The sequence below is a fragment of the Shewanella insulae genome, assembly GCF_009831655.1.
GTDB lineage: Bacteria > Pseudomonadota > Gammaproteobacteria > Enterobacterales > Shewanellaceae > Shewanella > Shewanella insulae.
Window position 1 is genome coordinate 90,644 of the sequence record NZ_WRPA01000003.1, and the last position, 22,237, is coordinate 112,880.

Annotated in this window: 21 protein-coding genes; 11 read left to right on the forward strand and 10 right to left on the reverse strand. The window is 55.0% G+C overall.

Going from position 1 to position 22,237, the window contains the following annotated elements; all coding sequences use genetic code 11:
* Positions 1-207: 207 nt before the first annotated feature.
* The 5 genes from folB to GNT65_RS04800 all read left to right on the forward strand — a co-directional run bounded on the left by folB (position 208) and on the right by GNT65_RS04800 (position 3,798).
* The gene (gene folB / locus GNT65_RS04780; RefSeq protein ID WP_041510299.1) at positions 208-561 is read left to right on the forward strand and encodes a dihydroneopterin aldolase; all 354 of its coding nucleotides are present in this window, start codon (positions 208-210) and stop codon (positions 559-561) included.
* Between the two features lie 4 nt (positions 562-565).
* Positions 566-1,057 carry a 2-amino-4-hydroxy-6-hydroxymethyldihydropteridine diphosphokinase gene (gene folK, locus GNT65_RS04785; RefSeq protein WP_160793976.1) on the forward strand — a complete coding sequence of 164 codons (492 nt, stop codon included), beginning with the start codon at positions 566-568 and terminating at the stop codon, positions 1,055-1,057.
* A 51-nt stretch (positions 1,058-1,108) separates the two neighbouring features.
* Complete coding sequence (locus GNT65_RS04790; RefSeq protein ID WP_160793977.1) at positions 1,109-1,909, forward strand: undecaprenyl-diphosphate phosphatase; 801 nt, start codon at positions 1,109-1,111, stop codon at positions 1,907-1,909.
* Positions 1,910-1,942: 33 nt separating this feature from the next.
* Positions 1,943-2,767, forward strand: a complete 825-nt coding sequence (locus GNT65_RS04795) for a putative RNA methyltransferase (protein ID WP_160793978.1) — start codon at positions 1,943-1,945, stop codon at positions 2,765-2,767.
* A gap of 89 nt (positions 2,768-2,856) precedes the next feature.
* Entirely contained in the window at positions 2,857-3,798 is a 942-nt protein-coding gene (locus GNT65_RS04800) for a L,D-transpeptidase family protein (RefSeq protein WP_160793979.1), read from the forward strand.
* A 315-nt stretch (positions 3,799-4,113) separates the two neighbouring features.
* On the opposite strand, the gene GNT65_RS04805 is transcribed toward GNT65_RS04800, so the two are convergent.
* Positions 4,114-4,380 (reverse strand): Lpp/OprI family alanine-zipper lipoprotein, encoded by a 267-nt coding sequence (locus GNT65_RS04805; RefSeq protein ID WP_011864811.1) that lies wholly within the window; start codon positions 4,378-4,380, stop codon positions 4,114-4,116.
* Between the two features lie 209 nt (positions 4,381-4,589).
* A complete protein-coding gene (locus tag GNT65_RS04810) occupies positions 4,590-5,831 on the reverse strand; it encodes a multifunctional CCA addition/repair protein (protein ID WP_160793980.1) in 1,242 nt (413 codons plus the stop codon).
* A 187-nt stretch (positions 5,832-6,018) separates the two neighbouring features.
* Here GNT65_RS04810 and GNT65_RS04815 point away from each other — a divergent pair, with 187 nt between their 5' ends.
* Positions 6,019-7,761, forward strand: a complete 1,743-nt coding sequence (locus GNT65_RS04815) for an ExeA family protein (RefSeq protein WP_160793981.1) — start codon at positions 6,019-6,021, stop codon at positions 7,759-7,761.
* Positions 7,761-8,819 (forward strand): general secretion pathway protein GspB, encoded by a 1,059-nt coding sequence (locus GNT65_RS04820; protein ID WP_160793982.1) that lies wholly within the window; start codon positions 7,761-7,763, stop codon positions 8,817-8,819. The genes GNT65_RS04815 and GNT65_RS04820 overlap by 1 nt, the downstream gene beginning before the upstream one ends.
* Before the next feature lie 85 nt (positions 8,820-8,904).
* On the opposite strand, the gene nhaD is transcribed toward GNT65_RS04820, so the two are convergent.
* The 3 genes from nhaD to GNT65_RS04835 form a co-directional block, all read right to left on the reverse strand.
* Positions 8,905-10,152, reverse strand: a complete 1,248-nt coding sequence (gene nhaD / locus GNT65_RS04825; RefSeq protein ID WP_160793983.1) for a sodium:proton antiporter NhaD — start codon at positions 10,150-10,152, stop codon at positions 8,905-8,907.
* Between the two features lie 489 nt (positions 10,153-10,641).
* Positions 10,642-11,928 carry a glutamate-1-semialdehyde 2,1-aminomutase gene (hemL, locus tag GNT65_RS04830; RefSeq protein WP_160793984.1) on the reverse strand — a complete coding sequence of 429 codons (1,287 nt, stop codon included), beginning with the start codon at positions 11,926-11,928 and terminating at the stop codon, positions 10,642-10,644.
* A 27-nt stretch (positions 11,929-11,955) separates the two neighbouring features.
* A complete protein-coding gene (locus GNT65_RS04835; protein WP_041510307.1) occupies positions 11,956-12,975 on the reverse strand; it encodes an aspartate carbamoyltransferase in 1,020 nt (339 codons plus the stop codon).
* A gap of 421 nt (positions 12,976-13,396) precedes the next feature.
* On the opposite strand from GNT65_RS04835, the gene GNT65_RS04840 reads away from it, so the two are divergent.
* Complete coding sequence (locus GNT65_RS04840; protein ID WP_160793985.1) at positions 13,397-13,903, forward strand: 2TM domain-containing protein; 507 nt, start codon at positions 13,397-13,399, stop codon at positions 13,901-13,903.
* 58 nt (positions 13,904-13,961) lie between these two features.
* Here GNT65_RS04840 and GNT65_RS04845 read toward each other — a convergent pair whose 3' ends face one another.
* Positions 13,962-15,671, reverse strand: a complete 1,710-nt coding sequence (locus tag GNT65_RS04845; RefSeq protein ID WP_160793986.1) for a chloride channel protein — start codon at positions 15,669-15,671, stop codon at positions 13,962-13,964.
* A 75-nt stretch (positions 15,672-15,746) separates the two neighbouring features.
* On the opposite strand from GNT65_RS04845, the gene GNT65_RS04850 reads away from it, so the two are divergent.
* Both GNT65_RS04850 and erpA read left to right on the forward strand, forming a co-directional pair.
* Positions 15,747-16,664, forward strand: coding sequence for a DUF6776 family protein (locus GNT65_RS04850; RefSeq protein ID WP_160793987.1), 918 nt, complete (start codon positions 15,747-15,749; stop codon positions 16,662-16,664).
* Positions 16,657-17,007 carry an iron-sulfur cluster insertion protein ErpA gene (gene erpA, locus GNT65_RS04855; protein ID WP_011864821.1) on the forward strand — a complete coding sequence of 117 codons (351 nt, stop codon included), beginning with the start codon at positions 16,657-16,659 and terminating at the stop codon, positions 17,005-17,007. The genes GNT65_RS04850 and erpA overlap by 8 nt, the downstream gene beginning before the upstream one ends.
* Positions 17,008-17,135: 128 nt before the next feature.
* Here the strand turns inward: erpA and GNT65_RS04860 are convergent, their stop codons facing one another.
* The 4 genes from GNT65_RS04860 to GNT65_RS04875 form a co-directional block, all read right to left on the reverse strand.
* A complete protein-coding gene (locus tag GNT65_RS04860; protein WP_244952100.1) occupies positions 17,136-17,600 on the reverse strand; it encodes a hypothetical protein in 465 nt (154 codons plus the stop codon).
* An 87-nt stretch (positions 17,601-17,687) separates the two neighbouring features.
* Entirely contained in the window at positions 17,688-18,059 is a 372-nt protein-coding gene (locus GNT65_RS04865) for a DUF2750 domain-containing protein (protein WP_160793988.1), read from the reverse strand.
* A gap of 113 nt (positions 18,060-18,172) precedes the next feature.
* On the reverse strand, positions 18,173-19,282 hold the full coding sequence (locus GNT65_RS04870) for an anhydro-N-acetylmuramic acid kinase (protein WP_160793989.1): 1,110 nt from the start codon (positions 19,280-19,282) through the stop codon (positions 18,173-18,175).
* A 37-nt stretch (positions 19,283-19,319) separates the two neighbouring features.
* Positions 19,320-20,783, reverse strand: a complete 1,464-nt coding sequence (locus tag GNT65_RS04875) for a peptidoglycan DD-metalloendopeptidase family protein (RefSeq protein ID WP_160793990.1) — start codon at positions 20,781-20,783, stop codon at positions 19,320-19,322.
* Between the two features lie 126 nt (positions 20,784-20,909).
* Between GNT65_RS04875 and tyrS the strand changes: the two genes are divergently transcribed.
* Positions 20,910-22,106 (forward strand): tyrosine--tRNA ligase, encoded by a 1,197-nt coding sequence (tyrS, locus tag GNT65_RS04880; protein ID WP_160793991.1) that lies wholly within the window; start codon positions 20,910-20,912, stop codon positions 22,104-22,106.
* Positions 22,107-22,237: the final 131 nt, after the last annotated feature.

Below are 22,237 nucleotides of genomic sequence, written 5' to 3' on the forward strand. Positions count from 1 at the left end.
TTGGACATGTAATGATAACGGGCGATTGGCATCCGTTTTCTTAACCCTGTTTCGTTGTCATTACAGTCGCTTATCCTACTTGGGTTTTTGGCTGCACGAAAGGGGTAATCGCAGATATCTGTGATTAGCGGGCATTATAACCATATTGGCCCTTGCAGCTTATTAGACCTCTTCTATTACCTAATTTTTTGCCTATCGGGAGGCATCATGGACAAGGTACTTATTTCACAGCTTAAAGTCGAAACCGTGATCGGTATTTATGAGTGGGAAAAGCAGATCCATCAAAACCTGCTGATCGATCTCGAGATGGCCTGGGATAACAGCCTGGCGGCCGCCAATGACGACTATCAACAAGCCCTATGCTACGAGACAGTCTCTAATCGGCTCACGGCGCTGATCACCGAGAAGCCGATTGAGCTGATCGAGACGGTGGCGCAGATGTGCGCCGACTGCGTGATGGATGAATTTAACGTGCCCTGGGTGAAGGTGAGAGTGATGAAGCCAGGTGCCGTGCCCAGTGCTCAGGCCGTGGGTGTCGAGATAGAGCGAGGTCATCTGTAACCTTATGGCACGCATCTTCATCAGCATTGGCAGTAATATTCACCCAGAGGGTTACTTTAACGCGGCCCTCAAGGCCTTAAGTGCTCATTTCGACAACCTGTGTCTCTCAAGTGTGTTTGAGAGCGAGGCGGTTGGCTTCGATGGCAGCAACTTTCTCAACATGGTGGTCGCCGCCGATACCCAGCTTGGTATTGCCGAGGTGGTGGCGCTGTTTAAACAGATAGAGACAGACAATGGCCGGCTGCCGGGGGCGAAGAAGTTTAGCCCTCGCACCCTAGATCTCGACCTGCTGCTCTATGACGACTTAGTGACTCAGACGCCAATCCCGCTGCCGCGCGCCGAGATCACCACCAATGCCTTCGTGCTCTGGCCGCTGGCGGAGATCGCCCCCGAGCGAGTCCATCCCGTGGCGCAGCTTTCTTATCAGACCCTGTGGGACAATTATGATAAGTCGCAGCAGAGGCTGTGGCCTATCGAATTTCAATGGTCTTATTAATTTCATTAGCCGATTAATTTTATTAGCCGACCCAAATCGTAAAGGATAATCATGGATATTTTTCAGGTAATAGTTTTGGCCCTGATCCAAGGCCTGACTGAGTTTTTACCTATCTCTAGCTCCGCCCATCTCATCTTACCCGCCCAGCTGCTCGACTGGCAGGATCAGGGACTGACCTTCGACGTGGCGGTTAATACCGGATCGCTATTGGCCGTGGTGATCTATTTTCGTCGTGAACTCTTCTCCATGTTTACCGCCTGGACAGGCAGCCTGGTATCGCGTCAGCAGACCCAGGAGAGCAAGCTGGCCTGGTGGATCATTCTGGCAACTATTCCCGCGGTGATTGTCGGCTTTACCGCTAAAGACTTTATCTCGACCCATCTGAGAAATATCGAGGTGATCGCCACCACGACTATCGTCTTCGGTCTGCTGCTGTGGTGGGCAGATAAACTAAATCGCGAAGGCTTTAGCGAGTTTCAGGTGGGCTGGAAGAAGGCGCTGCTGATCGGCATAGCCCAGGCGATGGCGCTGATCCCAGGCACCTCACGCTCGGGCGCAACTATTACCGCGGCCCTGGCACTGGGCCTGAGCCGCGAGGCGGCGGCGCGCTTCTCGTTTCTCATGTCTGTGCCCGTCAGCCTGGGCGCGGCCATCTTGGTAGTGAAAGATCTGCTCTCCAGTCAGGAGGCGATCGACTATCAGGCGCTTATCTTGGGCACGGCCCTGTCGTTTGTCGCCGCCTATCTCTGTATCCATTACTTCTTGAAGATCATCAGCCGCATGGGGATGACGCCTTTCGTTATCTATCGTCTTGCCTTAGGGGCTATCCTGTGTGTAGTGATTTTTGCCTGATAGCCACGACGTTAAGTTTACTAAGAGAGCCCTATGAATAGTCATTACTTGTGTCCCCTCTGCCAAGCGCCGCTGATGGTGCATCAAGACAGCCAGGGGCTGCACTGCGCCAACAAGCACCATTTCGATAAGGGGCCACAGGGATACTGGGTGTTCAGTCAGCCCAAGAAGCCCCATATCGATTCGCGGCAGTTGATGCGCGCCAAACACTTCTTGCTGGAGTCCGGTATCTTCGCCCCCGTGGTCGAGGCGATGCAGCGCCAGCTAGGTGAGCTATTGCCGAGCGATGCCACACTGTCGCACCTGGATGTCGACAGCGGAGAAGGCTACTATCTTCGGGCGCTGGCGGGCGTGTTTAATGCGCTTGGTCAAGCCTATGAGCAGACAGGGGTTGCCGAGGCGGAAAACGCCCTGTTTGTGGCTGCGAAGGCGCAGCCCGAGGCCAATCTCATTCAGAGCCAGCTCAAGACGCTACCCTTTGCCGATGCCAGCTTCGATCTGGTGAGCCTGTTCGATAAGCCGCTCAAAGGTAAGGAGCCCCTGCGGGTGCTTAAACCCGGCGGCACCTTTATCTGGTTGTCGCCGGGCCCGCGTCACCTGTGGCAGATAAGAGAGTTTATCTACCCTAACCTGAGTGAGAAGGGCGGTGAGCCGCAGCAGCCCAAGGGCGTGACCCTTATGGCGAGCGAGCGCATTGCTTATCCGCTGGCGCTCAGCGGCGAGCAAGCGCTGACGTTATTGGAGATGACTCCCTTTGCCTGGCGGGCCAACGATAAGATAAAGCGGCAGATTGCCCAGCAGGAGTTTGCGGCGCTAGAGATAGATCTCTACCTCACCCTGGCGAGGAAAGATGTCTAGGGGATAATTATTCGCCACTAGAAAATCCCGGCGGCTCGGGTTACCCTTTGAGCCAAACCTTTAATTTGATTTTTTGGAAATCTGTTTTGATGATGCGTAAATTGCTGTTGCTCATCTTGAGTCTCGCACCACTGCAGTTGCTAGCCAATGTCTATTCACTGCCGGCCAATGGCGGTCGTTTGATTGGCGAGCTGCAGACCCATGTGGTCCAGAAGGGTGACTACTTCAAAACCATCGCCGATAAATACAATATCGGTATCTTGGAGTTGATGGAAACCAATCCTGGGGTGGATCCTTTCCTGCCGACTCCGGGTACCCAGTTGGTGATCCCTACCCTGATGCTGCTGCCGGACGTGCCACGCAAGGGCATAGTGATCAACCTGCCCGAGCTGCGTCTCTATTATTTCCCTAAGAATGGCCGCGAGGTGCATGTCTTTCCCGTGGGCATTGGCCGTATTGGCCGTGAAACCCCAGAGATGACCACTAAGATCAAGTCGCGTATTCCTAACCCAAGCTGGACGCCGCCGGCGAGCCTGCGCGCCGAGCATCTGCGCGAGCGCGGCGAGGTGCTGCCTCCTGTGGTACCGGCTGGTCCGGATAACCCACTGGGTAAGTACGCCATGCAGCTCTCCTATGGGGATGGCAGCTACCTGATCCACGGCACCAATAAGGATTTCGGTATCGGTATGCGCGTGAGCGCCGGTTGTATCAGGCTAAATCCAGATGATATCGAGTGGCTGTTCCATCAGGCCAAATATGGTGACAGCGTGCGGGTGATCAATCAAACGGTGAAGATTTCTTCCGAGCCCGATGGTCGTCAGATCATCGAGGTGCACTCGCCCTTGTCTAAGACGGAAGATCAGCCTCGCGAGAAGGTGATCAGCCTCAGCAGCAAGATAGTGAAATTTATCAGTCAGAATGGCGTCGACAACATTAAGGCTAACGATGCCCTATTGACCCAGAACGGTATTCCTATGGTGATCTCTCATCCACCGCTGACGGCGTCCCAGGATATAGAGGTAACCCCTTAGGCTAGCTTTTAAAGGTTTAGCTTTGAGCGATTCGTGCTAAATGATTAAGGCGTCCAATGGGCGCCTTTTTTGCGGGCGTTGTTGGTGACGTTAATGTGGAATGAGAGTGAGTACCAGTGGAAGTGAATCGGCGCCACAGGAAAAGGCGACAAGACAACTAAGGGATAATTCGCGCAGAAGCATCAAATGGCTTGCTTAAGAGGATTACTAATGTGGAGAAAAGGGCTATGGGGCAGAACGGGATTGGGAGATGACGTTGAGCTAACGCAGGGGAAAACATATCGGCAACACAGGCGTGTTGCCGATACAGACAAATTACTTCTTGTAAGAAGAAGCGATGTTGTCGATGCGGTCGTTAGCACGCTTAGCTTCAGCTTGTGCGTCCATCGCAGCAGCTTTTGCATCTTTAACGTCAGCAGCAAGAGCGCCTTGCTCAGACTTCAGAGAGCTAACTTCAGCAGACAACTGATCAACTTTGTTGCCTAGGTTTGCAACGCTTTCTTCTAGAGCAGTAGTGTTTGCGCAACCACCAAGAAGGGCAGTCATTGCTACGCCAGCAATCATCAGTACTTTTTTGTTCATTGGGAAATCCCTTTAAATAAGTTGGATTGAAATGGAGCAGCCGAAATGTACAACTGCAACTGGTTAATTATGTCATAGCCATTTTATTTTGCTATGAATTTTCACCCTAAGGTCGTAATACAATATCTTATGATTGTGCAAAATCAAGCCTGTCGAGGGTTTTTGCACAAATTTTGGCTAATGATCACTAAAAGTTAACTTTTGTTTAGCTATGGATTTGCATTTGTGGCCCGTTCGCCCTTGTACTGTGCGATGGCGGCTATCCGCTGTTTCTGTAGCTGTGTCTTGATATCGGCGCCCTTATAGCCAGCCTCTATGATAGGTTTTATCTCGACGCTTCGCGCCAGCTCAAAACACTGGCTGACGTAATCTGCTTGGGGATAGGGACGTTGCTCTAACCCAGTTCGCCCTTTGCTGTCGGCTTCGCAGGCCAGCAGAAGTTGCGGCAGTCTCTCGGGCTTACGCCAGAGATCGGCCTTGTCGAATAGCTTGACTAAGGTCTCGGCCCTCAGCTCGAAGGCTTTGTGGATATTCTGATGTTGGTCACTCACCAAGAGGGCCAGATCTCGATAGTCGTTGGGGACGCGAAAACGCTCACACAGGGCGCGAATGAGGGGCAGGCCTTTTTGTCCATGGCCGTGATGTTTCGGCAGATGCTCCTTGGGCGACAGCGCCTTGCCCAGGTCGTGTACCAGGGTGGCGAAACGTACTTGCTTATCCTGGCTTAGTCGGGCTGCCTGCTCAAGCACCATCAGGGTGTGTATGCCGGTATCTATCTCAGGGTGCCACTGTTCGGGCTGGGGGACGCCAAACAACGCCTCTATTTCGGGAAAGAGTATCGCGAGGGCGCCAGCTTCTCTGAGTACCTCGAAGAAAACCTGGGGCGCCTGTGTGCCTAGTGCCTTGTCCATCTCCTGAAATACGCGCTCTGGTGTCAGCGCCTCTAGCTCGCCGCTCGCGGCGATGCGTTGCATCAGCGCCATAGTCTCCGGCGCTACCTTGAAACCCAGCGGTTGAAAACGAGCGGCGAAACGGGCGACTCTGAGTACCCGCAGCGGGTCTTCCACGAAGGCGTCGGACACATGCCTGAGCAGGCGCCGTTCGATATCGGACTGGCCGCCATAGGGGTCGAAGATTTGCCCCGCTTCATCCTGGGCGATGGCATTGATGGTGAGATCCCGCCTAAGCAAGTCTTCCTCAAGGGTGACATCCGGCGCCGCGTAGACGCTAAAGCCGCCATAGCCGACGCCCGTCTTACGCTCGGTGCGCGCCAGGGCGTACTCTTGCTGGGTCTTAGGGTGGAGAAACACGGGAAAATCTTTGCCCACCTGGCGATAGCCCTGCTCGAGCATCTCCTGGGCAGTCGCGCCCACCACCATGTAGTCACGATCTTTTATGGGAATATTGAGTAACTGGTCGCGGACGGCGCCGCCAACTAAATATATCTTCACGTCTCACCAAGGGATAACTTTGTATTGCCTAAGCTTATCATGGCAGGTTGTCACGCCGCATCCTTATCGCCACTTTGACGGCTGATGAGAGGCAATGTGCAGGCGCAATTAATTGGGGGGAAGTTTTGACAACGTCTCCCCTAGGGATTAATTTGAACCCTCACTACTATTTTGGGACTGAGGCGGCATGTACAAGGCGTTTTACGGACTAAGCGATAACCCGTTTTCGATCGCACCCAACCCTCATTATCTGTTCTTGAGCGACAGGCATCGTGAGGCGTTGGCACATTTAACCTATGGATTGGGTGAAACCGGTGGTTTTGTCTTGTTAACCGGCGAGGTGGGCACCGGGAAGACCACAGTGTCGCGCTGCCTGCTCAACCAGCTGCCCGAAAATACCGATACCGCCTTTATCCTCAACCCTTCGCTGACCGAGCTGGAGCTACTCGCCACCCTGTGTGACGAGCTGGGTGTGCATTACGGCGAGTCGCCCACCCTGAAGCAGCTCACCGATAAGCTGAGTCAGTTCTTACTGGCCAACCACGAGAAGGGGCGCAATACCGTCCTGATCATCGACGAGGCGCAGCATCTGAGGGCCGAGGTGCTGGAGCAGCTCAGGCTGCTGACCAACTTGGAAACAGATACTAAGAAATTATTGCAGGTGATCCTCATAGGTCAGCCCGAGCTGCAACAACTGCTCAAGCGTCAGGAGCTCAGGCAGCTGGCCCAGCGCATCACGGCACGTTATCACCTGCTGCCACTGACCCAGCAAGAGATCGCCCTCTATGTGCAGCACAGGCTGCAGGTGGCCGGGCGTCATGAGCCGCTGTTCCATCGCAGTGCCATCAAGGCGCTCCATCAATACAGTGGTGGTATTCCACGTCTGATTAACCTCTTGTGTGAGCGCGCCCTGATGGCAGGTTATGCCCAGTCTAAGGTGCCCATCGACGCCAACATGGTGAGAACCGCCGCGAGCGAAGTCTTGGGTGAAGAGATAAAGCAGCGCAAATTGCTGTGGCCGGCGACGGCGGCGACCCTTATCCTGGCAACCTTTGCCGGTGCCTTCTACTTCTTTAATCTGCAGGGGCAGGGTGGCATAGCCCAGGCAGGCATAGTGCAGACCAGTGAGCAGTCAGGCGTAGATTCGCAGCAAGCCAAGCAGGGCCAAGGTGCTCCCACGCCTGCCATGAGTTCACAAGTGGCGCAAACACAAACCGCCCCATTACAAACTCAGACACAAGCCGAGCAGGTAAGTCGTCAGCTCGAGGAGAGTAATGCCAGCCTGAGCGCCGATCAACGCATCTTGCGTCAGGCGATTGCCCAGAGCCGCAACATAGATACCGCCTACGCCGCCATACTCGGCCTGTGGGATAAGGCGCCTTATGTCGGCCTGACCGCCTGTCAATCGGCCAAGCAGCAGGGGCTCGACTGTTTCCAGCAGCAGGGCAACTGGCACTCACTGGTGCGACTCAACTATCCGGCTGTGGTCTATCTGCAGGATGAGCGCGGTGAGCCCTTCTATGGCACTGTCGTGTCCCGTCAGGGCGAGCAGCTGTTGCTGCAACTGGCCGAGCAGCAGCTTTGGGTCGACAGAGACTGGTTTACCCGTCACTTTGCCGGCACCTTCGAGCTGCTATGGCAGGCACCAAGCTATCAGCCTAAGGAGATAGGCCGAGGCTCGGCGGCAGCGCAGATCCAGTGGCTTGAGAATGCCCTAGCAAAAATTCAGAACAAGCCTGCCCGACTGGTGAACTATTTCGATGCCGAACTCGAGCAATCACTCATGGCGTTCCAGCGCCAACACGGCCTGCGCGCCGACGCCATCGCGGGTAGCCAGACCTTAGTACAGCTCAATCTCTATCTCAGCGATAAGGGCCCAAGGCTGCAAGAAGCCTTACAAGGGAGCATGCAAGGCGAGGGACGCTACTGATGTCTATCCTTCTCGATGCGGTGACCCGTGCGAAACAGCAAGATCAGCAGCTAGATCCTGTGATCACGCCAAGGGCCCAGTATGAGGCGATGCAGCCCAAGTGGCCCCTGGCGGTCAAGTTAGGCTTGTTGGGGACAGGTCTTGGTGGGGCTATCGTCCTCGCCTGGGTGCTTAGCGGTCAGGGACAGCTAGGCGCTCAAAGACAGAGTGAGTCGTTATCTAACCAACAAACCACTGGGGTGCAGACACAAGCCTCGCATTTACAACAGGTAGTGGCTGAACCACAAGTTGCCCAGCCTACTGTGGATCAACCCCCTCAGGCAGATAGCAATTTGGGCCCAGCTCAAACAGGTATCAAGCTGGCAGGCAAGGTCGCACTGCCTCTGGCTGTGGAGCGTCCCAGCGCTCAGTCTCAGGGCGCAAGTCGCCCACAGGTGGCAAGTTCGAGAGGAGCAGAGACGGTTGCCGCCAGCCAGCAAAGGCGTCCGGCAGAGAGTCCCATGAGTAACCTGCTGGACAGCGCCGAGGAGCCGATTATCCTAGGTGCTAAAGCCAACCAGCGGGGCCGCGAGCTGCTCAACTCCCTCAAGGCACAGGTGGATGAGGCGGCGGCCGATGTCGGCCTAGAGTCTGCTTATGCCCAAGAGCGGGAGCAAGTCAGCGAGCAGACACCTGAGCCAGCAGCCCAGCAGCGCCCTGCGGTGAAGGATACCAGTAAGCTGGTGGCGGCCTTCGAGGCTGCGCTCAAGGAGGTGGAGAAGGAGAATGCCGTCGCCACTCCTGTGACCCAGCCTAAGCTGGATCCTATTCCGGCGGCGCAGCCGGATGAGCTGCCCAAGTATGGTCAGCTCCCTGCGGGGGTTCAGTTACAGGTGCCTGAATTTAATATTCTGGCCCATGTCTATGCCAACGACCCCAAGAATCGCTGGTTGAATGTCGATGGCGCCGAGCTGCAACAGGGAGACATGATAGGTGGCAAGCTGAAGATCGTCGAGATACGCCCAAGGGATGTGGTACTTGAGGTGGCTGGCACCGAATTTAAGGTGCCAGCCATCTAGTCCAATTTGGGGTGGCCGCTGGCAGATAATAAAAAAGGCGATGATTTCTCATCGCCTTTTTTTGTTGAGTCATTGACTCAAGCGTCTAGCCGTAAAACTCATAGGCCAATAGCAGAGTCAGACCGTAACCACAGGTATAGCAGAGGGCCAGCGCTGGCACATACTTGAGGTAGGTGACGAAGGTGAGCTCCTTCACCTTACTCATGGCGATGATACCCGCAGCACTACCTATTACCAGCAGTGAGCCGCCGACACCGACCGAGTAGGTGAGTCCCAGCCATTCTGGAGTACTCAGTATAGGTTCTGCCTTTAACAGCGCCGCGGTGAGTGGCACGTTATCCAGGATCGCCGAGCCGATACCTGTGACGAAGTTTGAGATGTTAGGGTCAAACTTGGCATAGACCTCGGTTAGCAGATGCAGGGTGCCTATCTCTTTGAGCATGCCCACAAGCAGCAAGATCCCTAGGAAGAAGAGTAGGGTATCGAACTCCACCTGACGGATATATTCGAGGATCTGTAGCTCCTCCTTGTTGCTGCGCTGCAGTGTGCCCATCAGGAACATCACCGACAGGCCAGACAGGAAGGTCAGCACAGGTGGAATACCGAAGAAGATGTTGAGCACCATGGTCATTATGATGGTGCTCAGGAAGATGAGGGCGATAAACACATCCAGCTTGCTGTATTGGCGCTTGATGGGGGTGGTGCTCACATGGCCCTCGGCCTTCAATGAGAAGAGCACCGCCAGCAGCATGACGCTGACCGCTGCCGGAATGAAAAGGATAAGCAGCTGAGAGATATGGACATGGCCGCCGAGGAAGATCATCAGGGTGGTCACGTCGCCAGTGATCAACGCCACACCGCCCGAGTTCACCGCGAAGATGATGAGTACCGACATGCGGCGTTTCATCTGACTCTCGAGCTGGAAGGTGGTCAACAAGCCCAGTGAAACCAGGGTCGCGGTGACGTTATCACAGATGGCCGACAGCACTAGGGAGAAGAGAGCCACCTGTATCATCAGCATGCGAACCGATACCTTCTGGGGAAACAGCTTCTGCACCAGGATCTGAATCATGCCTTTGGCGTTTAGGTAGGCCACGAAGGTCATGGTCGACATCAGGAAGAGCCAGAGCGTCGCGATTTCCAGCAGGTTGTGGTCCAGCTCCTCTGCCACTAGATGCTGGTGGCTGGGATCCCGCGCCGCAACAAACAGGGTGATCCAGGCGATACAGCCGAAAAAGAGGGTGGTTTTAGCCTTATTAATGTGGGTAACTTCCTCAAAAATAATGCTTAATAGCGCTAGCACAGCAAGTGTGATCAGGAAAATGTTGAGCATACATTTGTTCCTACGGCTGATAGTAAATCTCGCCCGGCAGAGAAGAGACGGTATGATTTACATCAAGGTTTGGTTAAGGTTGTTGTGTTAGGCGGCGATCTGACCATAGGATGAGATAATACGCAAGTGTTACCTTAGTCTAATTTCGCTGAAAAATGAGATCTCGCGCGCGCCTAGCCTTTTGAACTAGCGGAATATTTTTTGATTCCTTGAATCTGTGGTGAAAGGTGCTGAATTCTCATCAGTCACCGCTTACCCCTTGGTTAATCCTGCTGATAATTTCTCATGTCGCGATAGTCTCTACTGTCAGCGACTGATCGAGTGGAATAAATTATTTACGAACGGCAGCTGGCCAGGTTTATCGAGTAAAGGCTATGTGATCTCGGGGGAATTGAGTTTGAGCATCGCATGAATCGCCGGGTAACAAAAAAGGACGCCTGGGCGTCCTTTTGGTCATTGTCACTCTTATCACTTCACTCGCGGCGTGAGTTATTTCGCCATACGGGCAAACACACGGTCGGCAGCGGCTAGTGTCTCTTCCAGCTCCTTCTCGCCGTGTGCCATAGAGAGGAAGCCTGCTTCATAGGCGCTAGGTGCCAGGTAAACACCCTCGTCCAGCATGCCGTGGTAGAAGGCGCGGAAGGCGTCTGCATCACACTGAGTCACCTGATCGAAGCGGGTAACCTTTTCCAGTTCGGTGAAGAAGAAGCCGAACATGCCGCCCACATAGTTGATGCTTAGTGGAATACCATGCTTGTTGGCCGCGGCCTTGAAGCCTTCGGCGATACGCTTGGTCTTGGCGGCCAGCTCTTCATACAGGCCTTCGGCGCATAGCTCTTCCATCTGTGCCAGACCCGCCGACATGGCAATAGGGTTACCCGACAGGGTACCTGCCTGATACACGGGACCGGTAGGAGCGATAAACTGCATCACCTCTTTACGGCCGCCAAAGGCACCGACTGGCATACCGCCGCCGATCACCTTACCCAAGGTGGTCAGGTCTGGGGTAATGCCGTAGTGGCCTTGTGCACCGCTCTTAGAGACGCGGAAGCCTGTCATCACCTCGTCGATGATCAGCAGGGCGCCATACTGGTCACACAGGGCGCGTAGACCCTCGAGGAAGCCAGGAATAGGCGGAATGCAGTTCATGTTGCCGGCAACCGGTTCAAGGATGATACAGGCGATCTCTTCTGGGTACTGCTCGAACAGCGCCTTAACCGATTCCAGCTCGTTATAAACCGCGGTTAGCGTGTGCTTAGCGAAATCTTCAGGGATGCCCGGTGAGCTTGGCTGACCTAGCGTCAGGGCGCCAGAGCCGGCCTTAACCAGCAGGCAGTCGGCGTGGCCGTGGTAGCAGCCTTCAAACTTGAGGATCTTGTCGCGACTGGTAAAGCCGCGTGCCAGACGGATGGCGCTCATGGTGGCTTCGGTACCTGAGCTCACCATGCGAACCTGCTCCATCGAAGGCACCATCTCGATCACCTTCTCGGCCATACGCACCTCAAGCTCGGTTGGCGCGCCGAAAGAGAGACCATTTTCTACCGCATCTAACACGGCTTGGCGGATCTTTGGATGATTATGACCCAAGATCATCGGGCCCCAAGAGCCAACGTAGTCGATATAGGCCTTGCCGTCGGCATCATAGATGTAGGCACCGTCAGCCTTCTCGATGAAACGTGGTGAACCACCGACGCCGTTGAAGGCACGCACGGGTGAGTTTACGCCACCAGGGATAGTTTTCTTAGCCTGCTCAAATAGGGTTTCAGAACGGGTCATTCTAGATCCTTTAAAGTCGTTGCCAGATTAAAAATCGGCTTTTTGTGAATACCAATTTACCGGACATTCGTGCTGTTCCAGCTGGGAATCAACACCTAATGTCAACGCAAACAGCGCCATGCGGATAAGCAATCCGTTGTCTGCCTGTCTGAAGATGGCCAAGTTTGGATGACTGTTGAGGTCGTTGTCCAGCTCGTTGGCCTGTTCTCTCGAATCGCGAGGCAGCGGATGCATGATCACTGTATTCGATTTGCAATGCTGTGTGTAAATATTGTGGTTTAATCGGAACTTACCACGATACTTGTTGGCCTCTTCCTGTGAAGGAAAACGCTCTTCTTGAATACGCGTCAGGTAGAGTATATCAGCCTGATCTAAATTGCCTTCAAGTTGATCTGTTATTGTGATCTTATGCCCAGCATTTTCAATGTCATCGATCACATAGTCTGGCATTGCCAGCTCTTTGGGGGAGATAAGGGTGAAGCTCACATCCTTGTACATGCACAGCAGGCGCGACAGCGAGTGTACCGTACGGCCAAACTTGAGATCGCCCACCATGGCGATGTGCATGCCGCTGATGGTGCGGCCACCGGCGGCCAGCTCTTTCTGAATGGTGAACAGGTCCAGCAGTGCCTGGGTCGGGTGCTCGTTGGGGCCGTCGCCACCGTTAATCACGGGCACACGACTGCCTTCGGCAAACTCTCTGACCGAGTAAGCATCGGGGTGGCGCATGGCAATCACATCCGAGTAGCTCGACAGCACACGGGCGGTGTCGTAGAGCGACTCGCCTTTCGACAACGACGAGGTGCCTATGCCGACGGTTTCGTTGACCTTGCCGCCCAGCAGGTTAAAGGCGCTGCCGAAGCTGACCCGGGTGCGGGTGCTGGGTTCGAAAAACAGATTACCCAGAATCGCGCCATCGAGTACCGTGGTACGTTTTTGTCTGAGGGCATAGGGAGTCATTCGCGATGCAACGCTAAAGATCTCTTGTACGGCATCTAGATTGAGTTGGTTTACCGAGAGGATGTGTGAACCTTGAAACTGAGTCATCAGCCTTTATTTCCAATTTCGGGGGCAAAATGGCCGAAGCAAATGGTCATTTCGCCCTAAGTTATGTAGGGTGGCTGAGGCGACACTATACCAGACATAGCGAGGCGGTGGAATAACTTGCCGAGCATATTTGCGTGTTGGCCCAAGCTTTGCTGGGCCAAGGCTTACGGCCAAAGCCCTGCGGGCCAAATTGGCCATCAAGCAGGGACAAGCAACTGGCCATCGTCCCGCTTGGCAAAGCCTGTTTGTCCATTGTGCGCGGCTTGCCTCCTGTTTGTAACTTATTGAAAGTAAATGAGTGTCATAGGCGTGTCGTGCTTATGTCGTGTAGCAGTCGTGCTAAAGTCGCTTAGGCGCCGTGGTGGGACAAACCGGCAAGGACTAAGCTGGCATCTCCAATTTAACGAGGTTAAGGAAAACAATGATCATTCGTAAATTACGTCTTCAGCGGGCCTGGTCGCAGGAACAACTAGCGCAGCATTCGGGCCTTAACGTGCGCACCATACAGCGTCTTGAGCGGGGACAGAAGGCGAGTCTCGAATCATTGAAATCTTTAGCCGCAGTATTTGAGGTGCCACTGGAGGCGCTGCAACAGGAGATGGATATGAATACGACAATGAATAAGCAAACCAAGGACGCAACTGAGGAAAGATTGCAGCCCGTGAGCCATGATGAGCGCGCCGCCATCGAGTATGTCAAAGAGCTGAAAGGCTTCTACAGCAATCTGGCGACCATGGCGATTGTTTTACCACTGCTTTATCTGCTGAATCTGATGATAAGCCCAGGTTATATGTGGGTCTGGTGGGTCGTGCTGGGTTGGGGCGGCGGCCTGGTGCTGCATGCCATATCTGTGTTCGAGCCCTTTAACCTGTTTGGGGCGAACTGGGAAAAACGTCAGATAGAGAAGCGGCTTAAGCGTAGGCTCTAGCTTAAACGCTAAACGTCATGCAGGCGTCACTCAGCTTAGTGTCTTAGGCTGGCGCCTGCTAAATCTGTCCCAGGTTGATCTCTTTTTGCAGCATCACCCAGCTGATCACCCCAACCACATTCTCTCTCCTGTCTTGATAGATAAATACCTCGCCACGGCGCTCCTTGGAGAGAATGTCGTACACCTCCTTTAAAGTGGCGGTATCTACTAAGCCCTCTATGGGGTGACGACTCAGGGTACTCATTTCGTCGGCGACCTGGAGTTCCAGATGCAGCATCTCCATCAGCCCCTGATTGTTCTGCATCAGCACCGAGCGGCCCTCGGCGCGCTTTAGCACCTCCAGCAGCAGTTCGTCGTTGTCCTTGACGATAACGAAGCGCTTGTCCATCACGGCGCGCACGCCTTTCTTTTGCAGGCCGAGCTTGACCGAGGAGACCTTATAGTCCAGCCCCATCAACTCTATCTGCTTGTAGAACAGCGACTTGGTATTGAACGCCTGATGGGCGATCAGAAATGCAGGAATCGTCACAAACATAGAGGGCAGTATGATGGCGGCGTTGTTGGTCAGTTCCAGCAGGGCGACCAGGGCTGCCAGTGGGGCACTGAGACAGACCCCCATCATGGCCGTCATGCCTATGACGGTATAGAGGCCGACATAGGGAGTGATGGTGGGAAACAAGGTGGCGCTGACCACCGCCAGGATGGCGCCGATCAACGCGCCTATGCCAAACAGCGGACCTATGATGCCGCCGGGAATGCCAAGGCCGATGGCGGCGATGGTGGCGATGATTTTACCCAGCAACAAGCCGACCAGTAGTGACAGACTGGGGTGTTCGCTAATGGCGTGGCTAATGGCCAGATCGCCGCTACCCAGCGCCTGGGGCAGGAAGAAGCCTATGACGGTGGTGATAAGCCCGGCCAGCAGCAGGCGCAGGATCAAGGGATGTTGCTGCCCCTTGGCGGTGACTTTCAAGAGGGTGTGATTAAACAGGGCGGCGATACAACCTAAGGTGATGCCACAGAGTGCCAGCACAGGGTATTGTGACAGGGGAATACTGCTGACCCCTATCTGGTCATATTCGTGAATATTGCCAAACACCAGCTGGCTGGAGAGGGCACCGCAGATGGCCGAGAGCATGATGGGAAAGAAGTAATGTACCTTGTACTCCCTGAGTATCACCTCGAACACGAAAATCACCGCCGCCAGGGGGGCGTTGAAGGTGGCGGCAATCCCAGCAGCGATGCCGCTGGCGCACATGATGCGCACGCTGTTGTCGGGCAGCTTAAACTTCTCCGCCATCACGCTGGCACTCACAGCCCCCAGGTGGATTGCCGGGCCTTCGCGGCCTACGGAGAAGTTGGTCGCTAGGGCAAATAACGCCTGAAAAAACTGCCCCGGGGCGGACTGCAGGGGGATCTTGCCGTAGTGCAGTTTCATCCTTTGCATCACATAGGCGATCCCCATGCGTTTGTAGCGCTTAGATCCCAAAATGGCCACAAACCAGATTAAGATCGCCCCTAAAAGTGGCAATAGGACTCGCCAGTCACCTAAGTTGCCAGTAAACTGCCACTCTTGGGTCTGAGTGAGCTGGTTAAGCCACTGCAGCAGAAGTCGAAATAAAATGATCACGCCAGAGGCCACCAGGGCGAAGGCGAGGGCGAGGCCACAAAGCTGAACGCTGATCTTGGCCTGGGCCAGTTTGTCTTTGAGGTCGGTATTCAGGTATTTCTGGCATTGCTGTATGGCGCTGTTTATTCTGAGCTGCACAGTAACCTTCCGGATCAATCGTTAGTAACGCTTTGCGGGGCGAATGAAGAAATTATCATAAGGGGCTAGTACTTAATGCCAAATTATCATCGCTGGGTCGATCGCATGCAAGTGCTCGAACGAAAAATTAGACCTTCGAGCGTTTATCTGTTTTTTTTAGTGATAGTGGCCTTCTTGCTCGGCGTGCTGATCTGGGACCTCTGGTCTGCCAATCATTCTGTGACACAGACGCATTCCACCGCGAAAGAAGCCGAGCTACGCCAGGCGCTCAAGGAGCAGGCCGAGGTACTGGCCTCGCGCAATCTCGAGCTGTCTCTGGAGCGTGAGGCCAACAGTAACATGCAGAAGCTGTTTCTCGAGCAGCATCAGAAGCAGAAGGCTCTGGACAGGGAGCTGGCCTTCTACCGCAGCATCATGGCCCCAGAGCATCAGGCCGACGGCGTCGCCATTCACGGACTGGAGATGACGCCGGGCCTGCTGGTTAATCAATATCAGGTAAAGTTAGTGCTCACTCAGCTACAGAAGCGTAAGCAGGCGCTGAAAGGGCGAGCCAAGCTCACCTTCGTCGGTGTGCAACAGGGTAAGATGGTCTCCCTGCCGCTCTCGTCACTCACCGATGCCAAGTTTGCCTTCGGCTTCCGCTATTTTCAGACCCTGGAGACGGAGATCTCCCTGCCGGCCGACTTCGAGCTGTCTCGGGTGGAGACAGAGGTGATAGTGCCTGCCAGCCGCTGGAGTAAGGGCGCCAAGGCGCAGCAGAGCTTCAGCGCCCAGGAACTCCTGGCCGCGCCTGAGCCTGACACAGACGTGGGCGCCCGTTCAGGCGGCGAGCCCAACGCGCTTGAGGAGCCCCATACGGAAGAGGCTTACGCTCCCGCCGAAGAGGGCGAAGGTTCACAGATTTCAACAGAGCCACGACTATTACTTGAACAAAATAGTCAGGTATCGGATAATTCCGCTCAGCAAACCGATGTAAGAGGTAGTAATGACTGAACAAGCTGAAGATACAATGCCAATTCGTTTTACCGACGCGGCAGCGGCCAAGGTAAAAACATTATTGGAGGAAGAGCAAAACGACGCGCTTAAGTTACGTGTCTACGTGACCGGCGGCGGCTGTTCAGGTTTTCAGTATGGCTTTACATTCGATGAGAAGGTCAACGAAGGTGACTTTACCGTTGAGAAACAAGGGGTTCAATTGGTGGTCGATCCAATGAGCCTGCAATACCTGGTAGGCGGTGAAGTGGATTACACCTCGGGCCTGGAAGGTTCTCGCTTCTTCGTTAAGAACCCTAACGCCACCACCACCTGTGGCTGTGGTGCCAGCTTCTCGGTTTAGGCCTAATCTCTTAAACCGAAAGCCGCGATGACGCCAATCAGCGCCTAAAGAAAAAGCCAGCAATAGCTGGCTTTTTTGTCTCTGTGTTCTTTATGACTCTAATAACTCTAGGCTGGTAGGTCACCGGCTTATTTCATGATGTTCATGCTGTTCTTGATATGGCAGTAGGCCTTTACCTTAGGGGTGAAGGCTATCCATACCTGCAGCACGGCGAGCAATATCAGTACAGTGAATACTAACCAATCTGGCAGCTTGCCCTGCCAATCGCCCAGGTGAAAGGTCGAGGGACCGGCCACCAGGTTGTCTGGATCGTACAAGATCACCGGCAGCAGACTCACCAGTCCGAGCTGGATGATGGTGTATCCCCTGAGCATATAGAGTCCGGCCTTCTGGCGGCCCAGTACGGCGATCACCATCAGCAGAGTCAACATGCAAAACAGTACCCCCTGCTCGGCCATCAGGCCGCTGATGGAGGCCAGGGTCAGCACAAGCAGCAGGGCGAGCAGACGCTTGGGCAGCTTGGCCTTTACCGGCTGCAGGTTAGCAGCTTCAGTTGCTTGTGCTTTTTCAGCCTGGGCGTTTGTCTCTGTCATCTCGGGTACTGACACCTCATTCTCTCCCACTGTCCTCTCCCACTGTCTCAACGTATGGTCTCAACGTATGGTCTTAACGGCGGCCGATTAGTGGCGGGGCTTAGGCGTCAGGCGCTGTTCCAGCTCATAGGGAGGGATCACCACGCCCAGATCTTCCTGTACCGGGAAGACGGCGACAAACAGGTCATCGTCCTGCATGCCAGGTACCCAGCGTGCCAGCCACTCATCCAGGGAGATGGCCAGTGGCATGCAGTCGGCCCAGTCATCGACGGCCCACTGCTTGGCGGATTCTTCACAGGGCCACATCGGGATGCAGTCTTCATCTTCTGTGGTCAGCATGACGCAGCCATCGACATCCTGTAGGGTCCACAGGGTCTTGGTGGCCTTGGCTTGTTCGACGAGATAGTCGTAACGGGCCTCTGGGGTCATCTGGCTGGCGTCTTTTGCACTCTTGGTCATTGCGGTCTCTTCATTTATTTGCGGCAGGGCCGATTGGCGCTCATGATAACATCGCTTGCGTCCCCAGCTAACCGTTTTTTACGCGGGCTAGGGCGTTAGTCAGGGCATCTTGCTCAGTTGCCGGGGAACAGGCCGCCGAGCACAGTCTCACGGCTGGCGCCCGTGACGGCGGGCAGGTTACCGGGCAGGCCTAGCTTGTGGCGCATGGCGAGCCAGGCGAAGGCGATACCTTCAACCCATTGAGGAGCTATCCCTAGGCTGGCGGTGGTGTGTACCTGATAGCCGGGCAGTAGTTTGGCCAGGCGGCTGAGCAGCTCGGTGTTAAAGGCGCCGCCACCGCAGACATACAGCTCGGCCTTATCGGTGAGCTTGAGGCAGTCGTTAGCGATGCTGTGGCAGGTGAGATCCAGCAGGGTAGATTGAATATCCGCCTCATGCAGATAGCCGAAGTCGGCGGTCTGCTGCTCCAGCCAGGCCTGGTTAAACAGCTCCCGTCCCGTGCTCTTGGGGGCGCTGAGGGAGAAATAGGAGTGAGACAGCATCTGCTTGAGCAGCTGCTCATCCGTCTCGCCACTGGCCGCCCAGGCGCCGTCCTTATCAAAAGCCTCGCCCTGTACCTGCTTTATCCAGGTGTCGATAAGCGTGTTGCCCGGACCGTTATCGAAGCCGATGACGGCGCTGGCATCCCCCGGCAGATAGGTGATGTTGGAGATGCCGCCTATGTTGAGGATCATCCGCTGGTGGCCTGTACGGGCAAACAACTCCTGGTGAAAGGCGGGCACCAGGGGCGCGCCCTGACCGCCCAGGGCGATATCTTTACGGCGAAAGTCGGCGATGACGTCTATGCCCGTGAGGGCGGCTATGGTGTTGGGGTCGCCAATCTGCAGGGTAAAGCCCAGCTCCAGGTTGGGCATATGGCGCACCGTCTGGCCGTGGCTGCCGATGGCCATGATCTGATGCCTGTCTATGCCGCTCTTGGTCAGCAAGCCCTCGACGGCCTGGGCGAACAGCTTGCCGACGCTTCGGTCCAATATGCCCATGCGGTTGATCTCATCCGAGCCTGACTGACACAGGCGCTGCAGGCCGCTTAGCAGATGGCTGGGCAGCGGTTCGGTATGGGTGTCGACCAGGGTGATCTTATCGTCGGTGAAGTCGACCAATACGGCGTCGACGCCATCCATGCTAGTGCCCGACATCAGGCCGATATAGTAATGTTTGCTCATCTAGGTGTCCTGGGGTCTGATGACCCAAAAGAGAGACTCACTGGGAGGCCAATTGCACTTGCTTGTTCTGTTCAAGTTTAGCCATCAATTGCTTGCTCAGGGCGAGGAAGTTGGATTTTTCCTTGCGAGCTATGGGCAGAGATTGTGGCAGCTTGACCGTGCGCGGGTTACGGTGCACACCGTTAACGATAAATTCGTAGTGCAGATGGGCGCCTGTGACCCGGCCGGTCGAGCCCAGGGTGCCGATGATCTGCCCCTGTTTCACCGTCTGTCCCTGCTTGACCTTACGTCGTTTGAGGTGGAGATACTTGGTGGTGTAGGTCTCGTTATGCTTGATAAAGACATAGTTACCATTGTATTGGTTGTAGCTGGACTTGATCACCCGGCCCTTACCCGCTGCCTTGATGGGGGTGCCGACGGCGGCCACATAGTCGACGCCGCGGTGGGCCCTGACCTGGCCCGTCACCGGGTGGAGTCGGCGAGGATTGAAGCTGGAGCTGACATACTTGAAGTCTACCGGCGAGCGCAGGAAGGCCTTACGCATGCTGCGGCCCTCTGCCGAATAGTAGTTACCGTCCTTATAACGTACCGCCGTGTAGCGGTCGCCCTGGTTGTAGAACTCGGCGGCCAGGATGTTGCCGTTACGCAGGAACTCGCCGTCGGCGTATTCCTCTTCGAATAGGATGGCGAAGTTATCGCCCTGACGCAGATCCAGGGCAAAGTCGATATCCCAGCCGAAGATGGTGGCCAGCTGCATGATCTGGTTGGGGGTTAAGCCCGCGCCGACACCTGCGTTCCAGAAGTTGCTGCTGATGGTGGCACTGGCAAATTGGGTGCGGTTCTCCACCGTCTTCTTGATGATCTCCTCGCTGTAGCCCTTGTCGTCCTTGCAGATCTTCAGGGTCGAGATGGGGTCAAGGTGATAGACCACCCGTTTGAGCTGCCCTGCATCGTTCTTGACGATAATGATCTCTTCACCGGGCAAGATCTTCAAAAGGTTCTTCTTGGCCTTGGGGAGCTGGGTGATCTCATACACGTCGCGGGCCGTGAGCCCGGCGCGCTTAAACAGGGCGGCCAGGGTGTCGCCGCTACGCACGGTAAACTCCTCGCTGGTTTCCTGTTCCTCTTCGGGCTCTGTGGTTGTGCTTGCAGTCACCTGAGTCAGCGCGCTTTCATTTAGGTCTAGGCTTCCATTAAGGTCTAGGTTGCCGCTCTCCTGGGTATCTCGGGCGATCTCATCGGCGCTGGGGGGCTTGGGTGTACGAAAGGCCAGGGGAACAGGATAGGCATTGCCATTAGGCCTGGTGTCGTTATCTGTGGTCTCGGCATCTGAGTGTTCACCCAGGCGGATCTTACCCGACAATGACGACTTGGTGGCGCGGGAGGCTTCGGCATCGTCGGAGGGGATAAATATCACGCCTATGGTGATCATCACTAAGACACTCAATATGATCTGATGCAATCTGGGTAATAGTTTTAAGAGTGTGATGATCTTTCCCATTGACTCCGATACCAATTTCTAACACTTAAGCCGATCCTGTTAGTGTACACTCTTTCATTTGTGCTGGCTAACAAGTAACATTAGTCCCCATTATTTACCTATCGGCTCTTAGGAGTAGCTGCCAAGATGGCTAATTTAGACCAAGCATTAGCAGAAATTAAACGTGGTACCGACGAGATCTTGCTCGAATCGGATCTGCTGGAAAAATTAAAAGAGGGACGTCCTCTGCGCATCAAGTTGGGGGCCGACCCAACCGCGCCGGATATTCATCTTGGCCATACAGTGATCCTCAATAAGCTGCGTGCCTTCCAAGAGCTGGGGCATGAGGTGATCTTCCTGATCGGTGACTTCACCGGCATGGTGGGTGACCCGAGCGGTAAGAACAGCACGCGTCCGCCGCTGACCCGCGAGCAGGTGATGGCGAATGCCGAGACCTATAAGGAGCAGGTCTACAAGATTCTGGACCCGGCAAAGACCCGCATCGAATTCAACTCTAGCTGGCTAGAAGACCTGGGCGCGGCAGGCATGATACGTCTGGCCTCACAGCAGACGGTGGCACGCATGATGGAGCGTGATGACTTTAAGAAGCGTTATGCCTCGGGTCAGTCGATCGCCATCCACGAATTTATGTACCCACTGCTACAGGGCTATGATTCTGTGGCGCTGGAAGCCGACGTCGAGCTTGGCGGTACAGATCAGAAGTTCAACCTGCTGATGGGCCGCGAGCTGCAAAAGGCGGCGGGTCAGAAGCCACAGGCGGTGATCATGATGCCGCTGCTGGAAGGTCTGGACGGCGTGAAGAAGATGTCCAAGTCTGCCCACAACTACATAGGTGTCAGCGAGCCAGCCGGCGAGATGTTCGGCAAGATCATGTCTATCTCAGATGACCTGATGTGGCGCTACTTCGAGCTGCTCTCTTTCCGTCCACTGGAAGAGGTTGCCCAGCTCAAGAGCGACGTCGAGAGCGGCACTAATCCGAGAGATGTGAAGATCGCCCTGGCGAAAGAGATCATCGCCCGTTTCCACGACGAGGCGGCAGCCGAGGCGGCGCATCAGGAGTTTATCAATCGCTTCCAGAAGGGCGCGATCCCGGACGATATCCAGGAGATCGAGATTGTTGCCGGTGACGGTATCGGCATCGCCAACGTGCTCAAAGACGCAGGCCTGGTCAGCTCGACCTCTGAGGCGATGCGTATGATCAAGCAGGGCGCGGCCAAGCTTGACGGCGAGAAGATTGAAGACAGCCGTCAGCAACTGAGCGCCGGCCTGACAGGCGTGTTCCAGGTGGGTAAGCGCAAGTTCGCCAAGATCACCCTGGTGTAACAACCTGGCTAACCCCTGGGGGTTAATGCTTAGATGAAGTCGATAAAAAGGCCTGCAGATGCAGGCCTTTTTTATGTTCGCTTGGCGCGCGCAACTTAGCGTTCAATATAGCGGGCAGAAGGCTGGTGGTA